At 51.9% G+C, this 16,731-nt stretch carries 15 protein-coding genes; 11 read left to right on the forward strand and 4 right to left on the reverse strand.

From position 1 onward, the window contains the following. Position 1: 1 nt before the first annotated feature. On the reverse strand, positions 2-1,108 hold the full coding sequence (locus tag CRO08_RS03935) for an iron-containing alcohol dehydrogenase family protein (protein ID WP_097035132.1): 1,107 nt from the start codon (positions 1,106-1,108) through the stop codon (positions 2-4). Positions 1,109-1,339: 231 nt separating this feature from the next. Between CRO08_RS03935 and CRO08_RS03940 the strand changes: the two genes are divergently transcribed. After that, positions 1,340-2,329: a guanosine polyphosphate pyrophosphohydrolase gene (locus CRO08_RS03940; RefSeq protein WP_097035133.1), complete on the forward strand. Its 990-nt coding sequence runs from the start codon at positions 1,340-1,342 to the stop codon at positions 2,327-2,329. Here the strand turns inward: CRO08_RS03940 and CRO08_RS03945 are convergent. Together CRO08_RS03945 and CRO08_RS03950 are read right to left on the reverse strand one after the other, a co-directional pair. After that, on the reverse strand, positions 2,326-2,943 hold the full coding sequence (locus CRO08_RS03945) for a hypothetical protein (protein ID WP_141398224.1): 618 nt from the start codon (positions 2,941-2,943) through the stop codon (positions 2,326-2,328). The two genes, CRO08_RS03940 and CRO08_RS03945, sit on opposite strands and share 4 nt — an antisense overlap. Before the next feature lie 92 nt (positions 2,944-3,035). After that, on the reverse strand, positions 3,036-3,590 hold the full coding sequence (locus CRO08_RS03950) for a GNAT family N-acetyltransferase (RefSeq protein ID WP_097035135.1): 555 nt from the start codon (positions 3,588-3,590) through the stop codon (positions 3,036-3,038). A gap of 81 nt (positions 3,591-3,671) precedes the next feature. Here CRO08_RS03950 and CRO08_RS03955 point away from each other — a divergent pair, with 81 nt between their 5' ends. The 5 genes from CRO08_RS03955 (at position 3,672) to tenpIN (ending at position 8,520) form a co-directional block, all read left to right on the forward strand. Beyond that, a complete protein-coding gene (locus CRO08_RS03955; protein ID WP_097035136.1) occupies positions 3,672-4,382 on the forward strand; it encodes an SDR family NAD(P)-dependent oxidoreductase in 711 nt (236 codons plus the stop codon). A 3-nt stretch (positions 4,383-4,385) separates the two neighbouring features. Further along, complete coding sequence (locus CRO08_RS03960; protein ID WP_097035137.1) at positions 4,386-4,979, forward strand: carboxylesterase; 594 nt, start codon at positions 4,386-4,388, stop codon at positions 4,977-4,979. Positions 4,980-5,025: 46 nt separating this feature from the next. After that, positions 5,026-6,789 carry a fibrobacter succinogenes major paralogous domain-containing protein gene (locus tag CRO08_RS03965; protein ID WP_097035138.1) on the forward strand — a complete coding sequence of 588 codons (1,764 nt, stop codon included), beginning with the start codon at positions 5,026-5,028 and terminating at the stop codon, positions 6,787-6,789. 55 nt (positions 6,790-6,844) lie between these two features. Then, positions 6,845-7,753 (forward strand): Fic family protein, encoded by a 909-nt coding sequence (locus CRO08_RS03970; RefSeq protein ID WP_097035139.1) that lies wholly within the window; start codon positions 6,845-6,847, stop codon positions 7,751-7,753. A gap of 311 nt (positions 7,754-8,064) precedes the next feature. Next, entirely contained in the window at positions 8,065-8,520 is a 456-nt protein-coding gene (gene tenpIN / locus CRO08_RS03980) for a type III toxin-antitoxin system TenpIN family toxin (RefSeq protein WP_141398225.1), read from the forward strand. Between the two features lie 278 nt (positions 8,521-8,798). On the opposite strand, the gene CRO08_RS03985 is transcribed toward tenpIN, so the two are convergent. Further along, entirely contained in the window at positions 8,799-10,070 is a 1,272-nt protein-coding gene (locus CRO08_RS03985) for an IS256 family transposase (protein ID WP_097034567.1), read from the reverse strand. Between the two features lie 140 nt (positions 10,071-10,210). On the opposite strand from CRO08_RS03985, the gene CRO08_RS16640 reads away from it, so the two are divergent. The 5 genes from CRO08_RS16640 to CRO08_RS04015 all read left to right on the forward strand — a co-directional run bounded on the left by CRO08_RS16640 (position 10,211) and on the right by CRO08_RS04015 (position 16,703). Further along, positions 10,211-11,377, forward strand: a complete 1,167-nt coding sequence (locus tag CRO08_RS16640; RefSeq protein WP_176495052.1) for a fibrobacter succinogenes major paralogous domain-containing protein — start codon at positions 10,211-10,213, stop codon at positions 11,375-11,377. 27 nt (positions 11,378-11,404) lie between these two features. Beyond that, positions 11,405-12,502: a fibrobacter succinogenes major paralogous domain-containing protein gene (locus tag CRO08_RS04000; protein WP_097035144.1), complete on the forward strand. Its 1,098-nt coding sequence runs from the start codon at positions 11,405-11,407 to the stop codon at positions 12,500-12,502. Between the two features lie 390 nt (positions 12,503-12,892). After that, entirely contained in the window at positions 12,893-14,371 is a 1,479-nt protein-coding gene (gene ilvC, locus CRO08_RS04005; protein WP_097035145.1) for a ketol-acid reductoisomerase, read from the forward strand. 264 nt (positions 14,372-14,635) lie between these two features. Beyond that, the gene (locus tag CRO08_RS04010; protein WP_097035718.1) at positions 14,636-16,393 is read left to right on the forward strand and encodes an adenylyl-sulfate reductase subunit alpha; all 1,758 of its coding nucleotides are present in this window, start codon (positions 14,636-14,638) and stop codon (positions 16,391-16,393) included. Continuing rightward, complete coding sequence (locus tag CRO08_RS04015) at positions 16,377-16,703, forward strand: ferredoxin family protein (protein WP_097035146.1); 327 nt, start codon at positions 16,377-16,379, stop codon at positions 16,701-16,703. The genes CRO08_RS04010 and CRO08_RS04015 overlap by 17 nt, the downstream gene beginning before the upstream one ends. Positions 16,704-16,731 lie beyond the last annotated feature (28 nt).

Raw genomic sequence — 16,731 nt, forward strand, 5'->3', positions numbered from 1 at the left:
GCTATTCCACGATCAGCGACTTCTCGTAAATGTAGTCGACTTCTTCGGGCGTGATTCCACCGGGAACGAGGTCAAGTTTGGAACGGTTCACCTTCATGGCGGCGGCGAACTTGTCGCGCATTTCGCGAGAAACCTTGCATTTGCCGATGAGTTTCTCCAGCATTGCGGTGAAATCGGCGGTGCTTTTGAGACCTAAAAGTGCGAGAATCTTCTGAACATCTTCGGGAACCTTCTTTTCGCAGACTTCCACGTAGGCGGCAAGGAAGTATCCGACGGCGGGGCCGTGCGGCGTGCCTTGATTGAGCGTGAGGTCGTAGCTCATGCCATGTGGTACAGCGGTGCTTGTGTGAGCGATGGACATGCCCGCGATAGTCGAGGTGAGCATGAGCTTTTCGTAAAGGTTTTCGCTTACGGGCGCGTCGGAAAGAAGCGCGTCCTTGAATTCGCCCCAGAGCCCGAGACCGTATTCCGGGCACATGCGGTTGAACGCGTTGGAATAGACGTTCAGGATGCTTTCGACCATGTGGGCGAGCGCGTCGACAGCTGTGTTCACGATTAGCGCTTTCTTGGCCGAGGCGAGGTACTTGCCGTCGACAAGTGCGAGTGCCGGGAAAATGCGGTGCGGAATGCTCTTCTTCAGGTGAATCTTGTGGTTCGTGATGATGGCGACCGGTGTTGCCTCGGAACCCGTTCCGCAGGTGGTCGGTACGGCGACGACAGGCACGTGGCCGAGCGGCTTTTCGGGAGCCTTGTGCAAGTTGTCCGCGATAAGATTCGGGTTTGCAAGGAGCAATGCTGCTGCCTTTGCCGCGTCGATGGCAGAACCGCCTCCGATACCGATGATGTAATTGGCGCCGAAATTGCGGGCCTGCTGTGCGGCGTTCCCCACGGTATCTGTTGACGGATTTTCTTCAACTTGATCAAAAACCTGGTACGGCACATGGCCTGCATCCAGGACGGCGGTGACATCGTTCAACGAACCGTTTTTCTTGGCAGAAGTTCTGCCCGTCATGATGAATGCGCGCTTCCCCATCGCAAGCAAGTTTTGCGCGTGGTTCTTCACGCAGTCTTTTTCAACGTAGATATCCGTGGGTACATAGAAACGCATAGAAAGATCCTTTTCGCATCGGCGAAGTCCTGTCTTGAATATACATTATTTCGCAGACCTGCATGCATTTTTATGAATAAAATGTAAAAGCGTTTGTTGTGCTTTTCACCCCGTGTAAAGCGTTTTGTAATAAATTTTTTGAAGATGTTTTATCCGATGTGACGGGCGAAAAACGTTTTTATATTTCGCCTTGTGAACCCCAATATGAAGCTCGGATTTACGAGGTAAAAGATGATTTGTTTGAACGACTATCTGTTCTCTGGAAACACGGTGCTGAAGATTCTGCACCAGTATTCGAACGACCTCAGGAATGGTGCGAAGGAATCGCGCAACAGCATTGACCTTGCACACTCGAATTTCCTGATACAGATTATCGAACTGCTGGAACACAATGACTTCTTGACCTCGCAGTCTCAAAGGATTAAAGAGTTCTACAAGTTCATGACAAGGGAGTATCCCTTCCTTGCGTTCACGTTCAAGGGACGCATCAAGTCCCTGATCCGTGCCGAAGAAAAGTTCAACGGCTATATCCTTGAATTTATCTACAACTATTACAAGAAGAATGGCGCGTTCCCGTCGGAAGCCGAAATCAAGAGCAAGCTGAATTTCCGCGACCTGATTGCCTACCGCATCGTCATCTCGATGCCGGTTTGCCATATCAAAAAGGGCGATGACCGGAGCGAGGTGGAACGGAAATACCTGTACGAGATTGCGAATGCATTGCCCGAGTTCCTCGAAGAGCGTGGCTTTTCTGCAGAGATTTTCAAGCACCTGGATGACAGCGGGCATTCTGAATTGCTCAAGGATTCCGTGCGGCCGTATTACCATGATTCGGTGGCGACTCCCAGGAGTTCGGGTTACCAGTCTTTGCACATCACGTTCTACGATAACCTTGCGCGCTGCTATACGGAAGTGCAATTGCGTACTAAGGACATGGACGATTATGCCGAGATAGGCGAGGCGAACCACTTTGGCTACGAAAAATCGCAAGAGGAACGGCGCTCCAAGCACGACCAGATTCCGAGCGGCGAGTGCGTCTACTTTGACGAGGCGTATGAACGCCTGGTGAAATTGCAGGGGATTGACCTTGCGAAAATCGACGTGAACATGTTCAAGGCCATCAACAACCAGCTAATCAACGATGGCTGCGGGCTGTTCAGAGGCCGTCAAATCTTGCCGTTCGAACACCTGTCACGGTTCCAGAACGATTTGATTGACTAAGGCTTAATTACTTCTTGCTGTAGCTGGTAGAGCTTATTCCCCTGCTCCACGCAGGGGCGTAATACGCGCAACCAGGTTACCATGATCCCGATAATCGAGGCACATGCTGCAAAACAGCCGGGCCTGGTGGCTACAATCCCTTCATATGCCACAATGTTGGCGAGGAGAAGGAAGATGACGAAAAGAACCAAGTCGCGCCTGGCCACGGGAGTGTATTGAATGCCGAGCACGTCTAGCAGCTTCTGCTGCCGCCGCGCGATATCCCACAAAATAAAGATGCCAATAAGATACCCGATATCAGGTATAGCCGCGCATACGGTTGCAACGCCCGGGGAAAAAGTTGTCTTGGTGAGACAACGCAGGTTCGTCAAGGCACGGTCGAGCCATGATGGCCAGTAAATGGAAAACAGCACCCCCATAAGTGCGCTTACGACCAAAGAAGCGATTATTAGAACAATATTCGCTATTAACAAATAGTAGAGATTGTAGAGAAGCCGAGCGGTATCCGCATCATTCCCGTCCGCGTTCGCCATATAGCGTCCAATCTCCATGGCGATAATGCATAGCACCATGCATACAACAATAAGGATAAGCCAAAGTTTCAAGAAGAACATGGTGCGGGCGCCTCGCCGGGAATTGTCTTCCAGGCGCCTGCTATCTGAACTTTTATGTTTTGGTTGCAACGACGGCATTGAAAAAAATATAATTACGGGTACTTCGCGCCGGGAATATCCTTCAGGATTTCTTTCCAGAAGTCGCGGAATTCCTTTTCGGTGACGGTGCCGCCGGCGGAAAGTAGACGGTAGTGTTCGCCTTGCCAGACGTAATCGACGGGGGAGGCGTCAAAGCCGTTGCGCTGGTAAAATTCGCGGCGGCGGTTCCTACGTTCGAGTTCTTCGGCGTCCTTGGAATCTTCTTCGACTTCAATATCGACAACGATGCGCGTGTCGGGGTGTTGCCTGCGGATGGCCTGCAAAATTTGCGAACCGTACCCGCGGCTGCGCAGTTCTGGCACGACGGCGAAATAGACGATGTTCGTGATGCTCCCGTGCGTGATGGAGTTCGAGAACCCGCAGAACTTGGGGGCCGCGGCATCCCCGCCTTCCTCCTTGTCGAAAAACGCCCAAAATTCCCGCTTGATTTTGTCGTCAAGCAAATGCTTTATCGGGATGCGTTCGTTCGCCGGGAACGCCGATTCGTACAGCGCTTTGACCTGCGGAAACCAGGGGGCATCTCTTGTAACATCGAAAAACTGGAGCATTTGCGGAAAGAATAGGATAATGCGGCATGTGCGTCAAGTTAGGGAGTGTACTTCGGAGTCTTTTAGTGTATATTTACCTACATGAAATCGTTTGAAAATAAAGTTGTCGTGGTGACGGGCGGGGCACACGGGATAGGTGCGACCGTCGTGAGTGAATTCGAGAAAGAGGGGGCGAAGGTCGCCTACATCGACATCCGCGAGAATCCCTGCTTTGTGGGTGACCTCTCCAAGAAGGAAGTCCTCGAAAAATTCGCGCAGTTCGTTATCGAAAAGCACGGGCGCGTGGATGTGCTGGTAAACAACGCGCTTCCGCTGATGAAGGGTGTTGACGAGTGCAGCTACGAGGAATTCAGCTACGCGCTGGCGGTCGGCGTGACGGCCCCGTTCTATCTCGCGAAACTTTTCGCACCGCATTTCGGGGTGGGCGCGAGCATTATAAACATTTCCTCGAGTCGCGACCGCATGAGCCAACCGCAAACAGAAAGCTATACGGCGGCGAAGGGCGGGATTGCGGCCCTCACTCACGCACTTGCCGTGAGTTTTGCAGGCCGCGTGCGCGTGAATTCCATTTCGCCGGGCTGGATTGATACGGATTTCAAAACCTACGAAGGCCCCGATGCCACACAGCAGCCCGCGGGTCGCGTCGGCAACCCCTTGGACATCGCGAACATGGTGCTTTACCTTGCCAGCGACAAGGCCGGCTTCATCACCGGCGAAAACATCTGCATCGACGGCGGCATGACCCGCCAGATGGTTTACCACAACGATTGCGGCTGGAAATTGGAAGGGTAGCGAATGAAACCCCTTGTCATTTATGTGCACGGGAAGGGCGGAAACGCCGACGAGGCTCTGCATTACAAGAGCTTGTTTCCGGATGCCGATGTACTCGGGTTTGATTACAAGGCCGAAACGCCGTGGGATGCCAAGAAGGAATTTCCGGTATATTTTGATTCCGTCGCGGCGGGCTACGGTGAAGTGATTCTTATAGCGAATAGCATCGGGGCGTTCTTCTCGATGAATGCGCTGGCCGATAAGCCCGTCAAACGGGCCTACTTTATTTCGCCGATGGTCAACTTGGAAAAGCTGATTCGCAACATGATGATATGGGCGGGTGTCTCCGAAGAGGAACTTCGCGAAAAGAAAACCGTGCCGACGGATTTCGGTGAAACGCTCTCGTGGGAATACCTGTGCTACGTGCGTGAAAATCCGATAGAGTGGCGCATCCCGACGAAGATTCTGTATGGATCGAATGACTACCTGACTTCGCTAGAAACGCTGCGCGAATTCGCCCAGAAAATCGGAGCCCCCTTGACCGTAATGGACGGTGGCGAACACTGGTTCCACACTGATGAACAAATGGCCTTTCTGGACAAGTGGGTAAGGGAATAATTATATTTCCATCGGATAAGTTAAACTATTGGGGTGAAGGAGTTTTATGAAAAAGATTTTTATGGCGCTATGCATGGTGGCGTTCGCTATTGTCGGGTGCGGTGATGACGAGTCGTGGTCGCCTTCTGTTAGGGCGAATGATGATTCCTCCGAAGAGACTTCGTCCAGTAGTGAAAAAGCGAAGTCTTCGTCCAGCGTCTCTGTTAAAAATTCTAGCAGCAGTGTGAGTAGGTCATCGTCAAGTTCTCCTGATTCCTGGGATTGGAGAGTGCCGAAGGAGGCTCGCCTGAACCCGGAAATAGAGTATGATTCAATTACGGACTCTCGTGATGGCCAGGTTTATAAGACTGTTAAGATTGGTGACCAGGTATGGATGGCTCAAAATCTGAACTACGATAAAAGTGTCCGTGGCTTGATTGGTCATAGTTGGTGCTATCGATTTCCTGATGAACATGTCGATACTAGATGCGATGTGACTGGCCGCCTTTACAACTGGTCTGCCGCCATTGACTCGGTCGGTCTCCTCAATAGCGAAAAATCAATTATTTGCGGCAATACCACTACTTGCACCTTGCCCGATACGGTGTACGGAATTTGTCCGTCGGGTTGGCATTTGCCTTCGATGGATGAATGGAATGCTTTGTTTGATGCTGTGGGTGGTGGGGACAAGTTCCTCAAGTCGCGGACGGGGTGGAATGATAATGGTAACGGCACGGACGATTTCGGCTTCTCCGCATTGCCCGCCGGCTACAAGGACCGTGTTGGCAATTTTAAATCTGCTGGTAACGAGACTATGTTTTGGTGTGCCAATGACTACGATATATACGAAGCACGAATCATATCCATAAGTGATAAGAAAACAAAACGGACCACGCTCTATAAGTATTTCGCTGCATCTGTTCGTTGCGTAAAGAATTCTTCGGTTGTGCCGGTTTCCTCTTCAAGCGACACGCCCTTGTCAAGTTCTAGCGCGACAAGCGTGTCCAGCAGCAGTAAGGACCCTGAGCCTAAATTATCCGAGACAAGTAGCTGCTCTGCGGATGAGATGGAGTCTAGTTCTAGCGAAACAGTAGTAAGTTCTAGCAGTAGTGACGGCTCGGAACTTGTTGAAGGGTCTTCGTCTAGTTCTGAAATTTTGGCGGCACCTTGCAAATCAGAAACCGAAGACAACTGCGAATATGGGACTTTGCTTGATGATCGTGATGATCAAACATATAAGACGGTAAAAATTGATGACCAGTGGTGGATGGCCGAGAACCTGAATTACGCGGATAGCGCGAAGACTCCGAGTCTCAAGGGCAAAAGCTGGTGCTATGGCGATGAGCCCGATAACTGCGCCAAGTATGGACGCCTTTATACCTGGGCCGCGGCAATCGATTCTGTAGCGCTCGCGACGGATAGCGAGAATCCGCAGGATTGCGGCTATATGAGGAGTAGCAAGAATATCTTGCCCGATGTGGTGCATGGTATTTGCCCTGACGGGTGGCATTTGCCGGACTATCGCGATTTCTCGAACATGCTCGTCCACGTTGGCGGGTATTCTATCGCGGGCTCGGTTCTTAAGTCGCAGAGCGGCTGGAATGAAGGCGGAAACGGAACAGATGCTTTCGGTTTTAATGTCCTGCCTGCCGGCATCAGGTTTGATGATGGGTCTTTTGATGGCCTTGGTGATGGCACCGATTTCTGGAGCGTCACCGAGTCCGATCTGGAGCAGGCGTTCTCTCTGTACGCCAGTTATGAAAACGAGTATTCGGGCGTTATGGATTACGCCAAGAACTATGCGTTCTCTATCCGTTGCGTAAAGGACTGAAACTTTTTGGTCTAAAATTTGCCGATATCGGAAAGTTTTATGTATATTTTGGTGTATGAAAGACCAAAATTTGCCGATAGATGCAATTTATATTTCCGTCACCCGCTTTGCGGAGAAGTACGGAGTTAGCGAGCGTACGGCCCGTAACTATTGTGCTACGGGCAAGATTGAGGGGGCTTTCCTTACCGGCAAGACTTGGAATATTCCTGCCGATACAGTCCTACCCAAGAAGGGAAAGGCGAAACTGTCGCCTCTGCTGGAGCGCCTGCGCCAGGAAAAGCAGGGCCGGCTCAAGGGGGGCATTTATCATCGCACGCAGATAGACTTGACCTACAATTCGAACCATATCGAAGGGAGCCGCTTGACCAAGGAACAGACGCGGTTCATTTTCGAGACGAATACGCTGGGGGCGACTTCCGAGAACACGCGCATCGACGACATCATGGAAACTGTCAACCATTTCCGCTGTATTGACTATGTCATTGACCATGCGACGGACAAGGTGACTGAGGCGCACGTCAAGCAACTCCATCGGATTCTGAAAGCGAATACTTCGGATAGCCAGAAAGACTGGTTTGTGGTGGGGGATTACAAGAAATTACCCAACGAAGTGGGCGAGGAAAAGACCGTGGAGCCCAAGGCCGTGCACAAGCACATGGCAAAATTGATTTCGGACTTCAATTCGAAAGGCACGATTTCTTTGGACGACGTGATCGATTTCCATGTGAAGTTCGAACGGATTCACCCGTTCCAGGATGGCAATGGCCGCGTTGGTCGACTGCTTATGCTCTGGCAATGCCTGCAAAACAGGATTGTCCCGTTCATCATTAGCGAGGAACTGCGGCTGTTCTATTACCGCGGAATCCAGAAGTGGGGCCGCGTGAACGAATTCATGCAGGACACTTGCCTTACGGCGCAGGACAACTATAAGGCCCTGCTGGATTACTTCAAGATAAAGTACTGAAAAACGGTGCGCCCTTGGCCATAATGGACGGCGGCGAACACTGGTTCCACACCGCCGAACAAATGGCCTTTCTGGACAAGTGGGTGAGGGAATAGCCTTTTTTTGAAAAAGACTTGCTTTTTCTTGAGAAATTTCATATATTTCTTTTCAGATAGGGTGGCAGGGTACCCACCTGAGAAAAAAAGAAGGCCCAAATTGATGACAGGGTGGTAGAGCGACCACCTGAGATAAAAAAGAAAGCTCATTAGATGAGATCGTTTTTTATTTAATATAAAAAACGGTCTTTTTTTTGCTGTAAAAAAAGGATAACCATGAGTAAGCCAAAAGTTCCGCAAGTAAGACTTCTGTCTCCGCTCTTTTATGAACGGAACTCTGATAATCGGGAAATTTTATCAAAACAAAACCGTCCCTATCTTGTATTGCTGGTTGAATACCGCGGTCTTAAATTTGCTATCCCGTTCAGGTCAAATATTCAGCATTCGCATGCTTACAAATTTCAAGGAGAATCATCGAAAAGACGGTCCTCAGGACTTGACTTTAGCAAAAGCGTTGTCATATTCAATGAAGATGAAATCGGCATGCCTGCACACATTGATTCCAAAGAACACACTGAACTAGCCAAAAGGTATGATTTTATTGTTGAAAAGTTTCAAAAGTACATAGATGATTTTATTGAAGGGCTGAAGCAGGAACCGTTGCCGCCGAAATACAATTTCTCGTCATTAACATATTATAAAGAGGTCCTGTTGAATTCAGTTAAATCCTGAAAGTCGCAATGACCCCTAAAATTTTTGCCGTCCGTGATGTACGAGCGGCTTTTGTGTTGATGCTTTGGGCTTGTTTCGCTTTTTTAGGGTGAAAATAAATTACATTTTCTTTAGATAAACAACGCTTGGAGGCGTTTATGAAGAAGTTTCTTGATCTGTCATCCTGGCGGACAGCACTTGGCAACTTGTTGCCTAGTGCGCATGGCCACCAAGGTGGGAGCCGCAAGGGAATTTGTCCCTTTTTTAGTTGAAAATCCAGGTCTCCAACTGGTGTAAATCTAGGCTATTAGCGCTTCATTGTCAAGTAATTTCATGCTCTTTTCCCGAAGTTTTTCGACAAGTTCGGGGATTTCCGCATAGCCGTCCAACCGTCTCCAGTTCTTTTCGCGGTGGAGGACCTCAGCGGCCATCCAGCGTTTGAACATTCCAATGTCCCTGTAGCGCTTCACGTTCTTCTCGATGGCGTCGAGACCGTTGAAGGTGGACTCGATTATGTTGGTCGTTATGAGCGACTTGCGCAGGAGCGCGGGGATGCCCAGCCGGTGGACCGTAAGCAGCCTCTCGCCGCCCTCGGAAAGCGATTTGGCGGCACTCGTGTTTATGCCTTCGAGCCACTCGTGGACCTTGAGAAGTTCCCTTCTCGCGTCCTCGTAGCCCACCATCCCGATGGCGTTGTTGTAGCGCCTGTCGAACTCGGCCCGGTACATCTCGGGCAGATGGGACTCGACGTTGCGCCTCTTGTGGATCACGCAGCGCTGGTGCTTGAGGTCCTTGCCGAAGCGGTCCTTGAGGGCGCGGTTGAGGCCCGTCCCGCCGTCGGTCACGAAGATGATGTCGGGGTGCAGGGCGAGGCCCCTGCTCTCCATGTCGGAAAGGAACGAACGGCACATTTCGGTGTTTTCCGAACTGCCCTGCCAGAGGCCAAGCACGCGCTTGTAGCCTTCCGCGTCAACGCCTATGGCGGCCATCACGACCTCGCCGCAGCGATGCATTGCGTCCATGAAGACGGCAACCGCCTCGAAGTCCTCCAGCCTGCGCTCGTTCAGTTCCTTCAGTTTCCTTGTGCATGCGGCAACGACCTTGCGCGACACCGACGACTTGCTTACGCCGAACGCCTCCCCGGCAGTCGAGAACACATCCTCGTAACGCCTCCCGGACAGGCCTGAGAGGCATGCGTGCAGCAGGTGCTCGGAGAACGCGTCGGGGTCTTTCAGACGGGCGTAGATACGCGATTTGACCTCGCCGTTTTCGTCCCTGAGCCTGGGTACGCGCACCTTCGCCTTGCCACCCGCGATGTACACGGAACCACCCTGGCTGGACCACTTCTTGAAGCCCTTCCTGGGGTGGTATGCTGCACCGCCGAGCTGTTCCCTTTCGGCCAGGAGTATCGCCTCCACGAGCCTTGCGCCCATCTCCCTCGACAGCGCGTCAAGGCAGCTTTTCCCCTGTTCGGCAAGGTCGGCCAGAACCACCCCGACACTGGTCGAAATGTCGATTTCTTCGCGGCGGACGATTGACAGTTTGGGGGTTCTTTTTGTACTTTTCATCATGGTGGTTATCCTCTTGCTTGGTGTTTTTTTGCTGAACCAAATTTACAAGTTGGAGACCACCTTTTTCTTTTTGGTTGCAGAAATTTCAACTAACTTTGGGGCATCTTCGCCGCAAGGCGGCGATAGGATCCATGCTTATTATGGCGTTTGCTGTTGTCGGGTGCGATGACAGTTCGTCGGCATCTGCAGGGCCGAATGATGAACCGGGTGTTGAATCGTCTTCGAGCAGTGGCAAGGTCACTGAGCCAGCCGAAGAGACTTCGTCTAGCAGTGAAAAGGCAAAGTCCTCTTCATCAAGTGTGCCCAGCAGCAGTTCGGCGGAGTCGAGTAGTTCTTCATCCGTCATTCTGAGCGCAAGCGAAGAATCCAGTCCCTCATCTAGTTCCAGCAGCAGTTCGGCGAAGTCAAGTAGTTCTTCATCCGTCATTCTGAGCGCAAGCGAAGAATCCAGTAGCAGTTCGGTGAAGTCTTCGTCCAGCGTCACGCCGCAGTCGAGCTCCAGTTTGATAAGCGTGTCTAGTAGCAGTTCTGTAGAGGAGCCGCCGATTTCTAGCGAAACTGAGTCAAGTTCTAGTAGTAGCGAGGTAAATTGTTCGGCACTTTTAGAGGGCGAAACGGGCTGGAGCTGGGATGTGCCGAAGGAATGCCGATTTAACCCTGATATCGACTACGGCACCATGACTGATGAACGTGATGGCAAGGTTTACAGGACGGTGACGATTGATAAACAGACCTGGATGGCCGAAAACCTGAATTACTATGACTCCACGGATTTAAGTGTGAAGAAAAAGAGTTGGTGCTATGGAAAGAAGGATAATGGGGATAGCTCAACCTGCGATGTGGCCGGTCGCCTTTACACTTGGGCTGCCGCAATGGACAGTGCTGGTGTGTGGAGTACCAACGGCAAGGGCTGTGGCTACAATAGGCCTTGTTCGTCGACAGCCCCTGTGCGCGGCATATGCCCTGAGGGCTGGCACCTGCCTACAAGCTATGAGTTCGACCTGTTGAGAATTGCGGTTGGCACGTCGATATCAGGCAAGGAACTCAAGTCCACAAGCGGCTGGGATGACTATGATGGCGAAAGCGGTAACGGTACTGACTCTTTCGGGTTCTCGGCGCTTCCTGCCGGCTACGGGAACATCAATGGGTATTTCGACAACGATGGCAAATACGCGTTCTTCTGGACTTCCACTGATTTCAATATCTACAACGCATACCTCTTGCGCTTTTCCTACAATCTCGACGAAACACGCTCAAGTTACACGGAAACGGAAGTTATTTTTTCAGTCCGTTGCTTAAAGAACTAGTCGGAGTGTTATGATGCCGGAGAATCTATGAAAAAGTTTCTTGTTTCGATGGGTGCGGCGGCGATGTTGTTTGCCGCTTGCGGGGATGATTCCTCGTCTTCCACCGGGCCGAATGATGAATCGGGTGTTGAATCGTCTTCTAGCAGTGGCAAGATCACTGAGCCAGCCGAAGTGACTTCGTCGAGTAGTGAAAAGGCGAAGTCTTCGTCAAGCGACACCCAGAGCGAAGTGAAACAATCTAGTAGCAGCGAAAAGACAGGAAAGTCTAGCAGTAGTACGGATGATGCTTCGTCGAGTTCGGTAAAGTCGGAATCTTCGTCTTCTGATGAGAATTTGCAGTCGTCCAGCAGCAGTGCGGGCGATGCGTCTTCCAGCAGTTCTGCGGTCAAGGTAAATTGTTCGGCACTTCTGGAAGGAGAAACGGATTGGAGCTGGGATGTACCGAAGGAATGCCGTTTCAATCCTGATATTGACTATGGCACTATGACCGATGAACGTGATGGTAAGGTTTACAGGACTGTGAAAATCGGTGACCAGGTATGGATGGCTGAAAACCTGAATTTTGACCCTGGTCAGGGCGGTTCAGGTGAAGATAAATATGACTGGTCTTGGTGCTACGATAATGAACCCAAGAACTGCGATGTGGTAGGCCGTTATTATACGTGGGCTGCAGCAATAGACTCGGTGAAGTTAGCGAATGATGTGGACAACCCGCAGGACTGCGGTTACGGCACGGAATGCGGCTTTACGGGCTCAGTCCAGGGGATTTGTCCGAACGGCTGGCACCTGCCCAGCGAGGAGGAATGGTGGTCTCTGGTTGTGGCTGTGGACGCAAACATTACGGAATTCAGCAACACCAACGCTGCGGGCAAGGCTCTCAAGTCGCAGAGCGGCTGGAGAAGTCGCGGCAATGGTACGGATGCTTTCGGTTTTTCCGCACTGCCTACTGGCGTAAGGTACTACAATGGCACCTTCAAACACCAAGGCGACTACGCGTACTTCTGGAGTTCTTCTGGCCCTGCCAGCAACGCGTACTACATGTACTTGCGCTACGACTGCAAGTTTGCGGGCATGAACCATAACTTCAAGTACTACGCAAAGTCGGTTCGTTGTCTCAAGGACTGATTTTTACCCATTTTTGAGGCCACTGCCTTGATCATTCTTTAATTTGTTTGAGTATAAAAGGAGATTCCGGCTCGCGGGCCGGAATGACGTTTTTTGCGTTCCTAACTACCAACCACTGTTTACTAACCTCTGCGAAGTTGGGGCGTTGCGGGGTGTCCCCGCAGAGGGGGTGATGGAAGACGCGGCGTGCCGCGGCTGCAATCAGGGGGAGGCTTCCCCCTTTTGTAGTGGATTCTATCGCCAGAGTCTACCCCGCACGAGTTGCGGGGGCCCAGAATGACGTTTTTGGGGCATTTTTGCTTACATTTTCTGTTAAATCGGGGCTCTTTGCGGCCGCGTTTTTAACTACATTTTCCGCCGGAACAATTTTATTTAACAGAGGTTCAAAAAATGAATTATTTCAATTCTATCCCTATGCGTCGCCAACTCGAAGAAATTGGCCACTGCCGTTTCATGGAACATTCTGAATTCAGCCGTGGTGTTGAAGCCCTCAAGGGCAAGAAGATCGTGTTCGTTGGTTGCGGTGCCCAGGGTCTCCATCAGGGTCTTGACCTGCGCGACAGCGGCCTCGACGTCTCTTACACGCTCCGCAAGGAAGCCATCGAACAGAAGCGCCAGTCCTGGAAGAACGCTACTGAAAACGGCTTCAAGGTCGGTACCTACGAAGAAATGATTCCGGATGCAGACCTCGTTTGCAACCTCACACCGGACAAGCAGCACCACAACGTGATTCCGGCCATCATGAAGCTCATGAAGAAGGGCGCCGCCCTCTCTTACAGCCACGGCTTCAACATCGTTGAAGAAGGCCAGGAAATCCGCAAGGACATCACGGTGATCATGGTCGCCCCGAAGGGCCCGGGTTCCGAAGTCCGTAGCGAATACGTTCGCGGTTTCGGTATGCCCTGCCTTATCGCTGTGCACCCGGAAAACGACCCCGAAGGTAAGGGTTGGGACTACGCCAAGGCTTACGCCGCTGGCCTCCATGCCGACCGTCCGGGCGTTCTCGAAAGCTCTTTCGTTGCCGAAGTGAAGTCTGACCTCATGGGCGAACAGACCATCCTTTGCGGTATGCTCCAGACCGGCACGATCCTCTGCTACGACAAGATGGTGAAGGAATTCGGCGTTGAACCGGCTTACGCGGTCAAGCTGCTCCAGTACGGCTGGGAAACCATTTCCGAAGCCCTGAAGCACGGCGGCATCACCAACATGATGGACCGTCTCTCCAACCCGGCCAAGATCCGCGCCACGGAACTCGCCGAGAAGATGAAGAAGATCATGAAGCCGCTCTACTGCGAACACCAGGACAACATCATCTCCGGCAAGTTCTCCAGCACCATGATGGTGGACTGGGAAGCCGGCGACAAGGATTTGCTCAAGTGGCGTGGCGAAACGGGCGAACTCGAATTCGAAAAGGTCGAAGCTACCGACAAGGTCATCACCGAACAGGAATACTTCGACCGCGGCGTTCTCATGACCGCCATGATCAAGGCCGGTGTGGAACTCGCTTTCGAAACCATGTGCTCCGTGGGCATCAAGCCGATGAGCGCCTACTACGAATCTCTCCACGAGACTCCGCTCATCGCCAACCTCATCGCTCGTAAGAAGTTGTACGAAATGAACCGCGTGATCAGCGACACCGCCGAATACGGTTGCTACCTGTTCGCCAACAAGTGCGTGCCTCTGCTCGCCGACTTCATGAAGAACGAAGTGAAGAAGGACGACATCGGCGCTATCTACGGCGAAGGCAAGACCACCGCCGTTGATAACGAAGAACTGATCAAGGTGAACAAGAACATCCGTCAGCATCCGGTGGAAGAGGTCGGTGCTTGGCTGCGTGAACGCATGAGCGGCATGACGAAAGTTGTCTAAGCTTCGTCTAGCTTCGTTCTCGACCCTCTCGCTGTACTAGTTGTACAGCTTCGGGGTCTGCGGCCTCGCTATACTCGCTTATCCAAGCTTTCGGAAAAAGAGTATATGTGATTGTCGCGGATGAACATTTTCAAGCCTGTCGGGTATGCGCCCGATGGGCTTTTCTTATAGAAAAAATCGATAACTCCGCATAAAAACATTGTATTGGACGGGGTGAAAATCGCGTTCTATATTTGGCAGCACCAAAAGTTGTACGGAGATGCTGTGAAGATAGAACGGCTTAAAACGGATTTGTTGATTATAGGCGGCGGGACGGCCGGCTGTTATGCGGCTATTACTGCCGCGTCAAATGCCGCGGAAAATAAAGGCTCTGGCCTCAAAATTCTAGTCGTCGAAAAGGCGAACATCAAGCGGAGCGGTTGTCTTGCCGCTGGCGTAAACGCGCTGAACGCCTACATTACCGAAGGACGCACGCCCAGGGATTACGTGGAATACGCGAAGAAGGACGCCGACGGAATCGTGCGCGAGGATTTGCTCTATTCCATCTCCGAGAGGTTTAACGAGGTCACCGCGCACTTGGAAAAACTCGGGCTTGTCATCTTGAAGGACAAGGACGGCAAGTATGTGACCCGCGGGAACCGAAACATCAAAATCAACGGCGAGAACATTAAGCCGATTCTGGCTGCGGCAGTCGCGAAGGCGCCGAACGTTCAGGTGCTGAACCACGTGAACATTTTCGATTTTTCCGTTCACGACAACAGGATTGACGGTGCGTTCGGTTTCGGAATAGAGAACGATACTTTCTATGCCATCGAGGCGGGTGCGGTGATTGTTGCGACGGGTGGTGCAGCTGGGCTTTACCGCCCGAACAATCCGGGGTTTTCTAGACATAAAATGTGGTACCCGCCGTTCAATACGGGGGCGGGTTACGCCATGGGAATCCGTCACGGTGCCGAGATGACCACGTTCGAAATGCGGTTCATAGCGCTGCGTTGCAAGGATACGATTGCCCCGACGGGCACGCTTGCGCAGGGCGTGGGTGCGAAGCAGGTGAATGCGCTCGGAGAAGTTTACGAGACGAAGTACGGGATTTCCACCTCCGAACGCGTGTACGGTACGGTGGCTGAAAATCTGGAAGGCCGCGGGCCGTGCTATTTGCGCACCGTCGGGATTACGCCCGAACAGGAAGAATCGCTTTTGAAGGCTTACCTGAACATGGCTCCGTCGCAGACGATTCGCTGGATTGAAAACGACACGCCGTCGAAAGCAAATGTCGAAATCGAGGGTACGGAGCCTTACATCGTGGGCGGCCACACCGCAAGCGGTTACTGGGTCGATACCAAGCGCGCAACGACCATCGACGGGCTCTATGCCGCTGGTGACGTTGCCGGTGGTGCCCCGCAAAAGTACGTGACGGGAGCACTTGCCGAAGGCGAGATTGCAGCGAAAAGTGCGGTGGAATATGTAGAGAGTTTGTCGGCCCTTCGGCAAGCTCAGGGAACTGGCGCGTCGGGCGTGAACCCGCTGGGGAAAATTTTGGAAGAGGAGGTTGCAGAACATGTCGCAGAAATCGAGAAGTTCCTTGGCAAGCGGGGCAATACCGCAGAAGCCCGCAACGAATCTGTCGAGCGCCTTGAAGAAGAGATGCAAGCGGCTATGGATACTTATGCAGGCGGTATCAAGACGGGCTATCGTTATAGCGAAAATCAACTAGCGGTTGCCCTCCAGGAAATCGAGAAGATCGAGGCCCGCGTGGGCGACTTGCATGCCGCCGACCTGCAAGAAGTCATGTATATCTACGAACTGAAGGAACGCCTGACGGTCTGCAAGAGCGTAATTGCGCACCTGGCTGCGCGTCACGAGACGCGTTGGCACAGTTTCGCCGAAAACACTGACTATCCCGAAAAAGACAACGCAAACTTCCGCAAGTACGTGAATTCCCGCCTCGAAAACGGCGAAATCAAAATCATCTTGCGCGAACTCACCGCAGAAGGGCAAAGGAACTATGAGCATCAGCATTGATCAAGGCAAGTGCATCGGTTGCGGGCGCTGCCACGACGTTTGCCCCGGCACGCTAATCAAGATAAGCGAAAGCAAAAAGGCGTTTATCAAGTACCCCAAGGACTGCTGGGGTTGCACCTCGTGCATCAAGGAATGCCCGGTTCACGCTATCAGTTTCTTCCTCGGTGAAGACATCGGCGGCAAGGGCTGCAAGGTGCACACCGAAAAAGTCAAGGGCGAAAAGAACGATATCGTGCGCTGGTTTTTTGAACTGAACGACGGATGCGTCAAGACTATCGATATCGACCCCAAGGAATCAAATAAGTATTAAAAGAATTCACAACAATCGTCATTCCGGG

This window comes from Fibrobacter sp. UWT3 (genome assembly GCF_900230125.1).
Classification (GTDB): Bacteria; Fibrobacterota; Fibrobacteria; order Fibrobacterales; family Fibrobacteraceae; genus Fibrobacter.

Bases quoted from the DNA above. Each gene is read 5' to 3' on its own strand.
- CRO08_RS03935 (WP_097035132.1), bottom strand. From the start codon at position 1,108: ATGCGTTTCTATGTACCCACGGATATCTACGTTGAAAAAGACTGCGTG.
- CRO08_RS03940 (WP_097035133.1), top strand. From the start codon at position 1,340: ATGATTTGTTTGAACGACTATCTGTTCTCTGGAAACACGGTGCTGAAG.
- CRO08_RS03945 (WP_141398224.1), bottom strand. From the start codon at position 2,943: ATGTTCTTCTTGAAACTTTGGCTTATCCTTATTGTTGTATGCATGGTG.
- CRO08_RS03950 (WP_097035135.1), bottom strand. From the start codon at position 3,590: ATGCTCCAGTTTTTCGATGTTACAAGAGATGCCCCCTGGTTTCCGCAG.
- CRO08_RS03955 (WP_097035136.1), top strand. From the start codon at position 3,672: ATGAAATCGTTTGAAAATAAAGTTGTCGTGGTGACGGGCGGGGCACAC.
- CRO08_RS03960 (WP_097035137.1), top strand. From the start codon at position 4,386: ATGAAACCCCTTGTCATTTATGTGCACGGGAAGGGCGGAAACGCCGAC.
- CRO08_RS03965 (WP_097035138.1), top strand. From the start codon at position 5,026: ATGAAAAAGATTTTTATGGCGCTATGCATGGTGGCGTTCGCTATTGTC.
- CRO08_RS03970 (WP_097035139.1), top strand. From the start codon at position 6,845: ATGAAAGACCAAAATTTGCCGATAGATGCAATTTATATTTCCGTCACC.
- tenpIN (WP_141398225.1), top strand. From the start codon at position 8,065: ATGAGTAAGCCAAAAGTTCCGCAAGTAAGACTTCTGTCTCCGCTCTTT.
- CRO08_RS03985 (WP_097034567.1), bottom strand. From the start codon at position 10,070: ATGATGAAAAGTACAAAAAGAACCCCCAAACTGTCAATCGTCCGCCGC.
- CRO08_RS16640 (WP_176495052.1), top strand. From the start codon at position 10,211: ATGGCGTTTGCTGTTGTCGGGTGCGATGACAGTTCGTCGGCATCTGCA.
- CRO08_RS04000 (WP_097035144.1), top strand. From the start codon at position 11,405: ATGAAAAAGTTTCTTGTTTCGATGGGTGCGGCGGCGATGTTGTTTGCC.
- ilvC (WP_097035145.1), top strand. From the start codon at position 12,893: ATGAATTATTTCAATTCTATCCCTATGCGTCGCCAACTCGAAGAAATT.
- CRO08_RS04015 (WP_097035146.1), top strand. From the start codon at position 16,377: ATGAGCATCAGCATTGATCAAGGCAAGTGCATCGGTTGCGGGCGCTGC.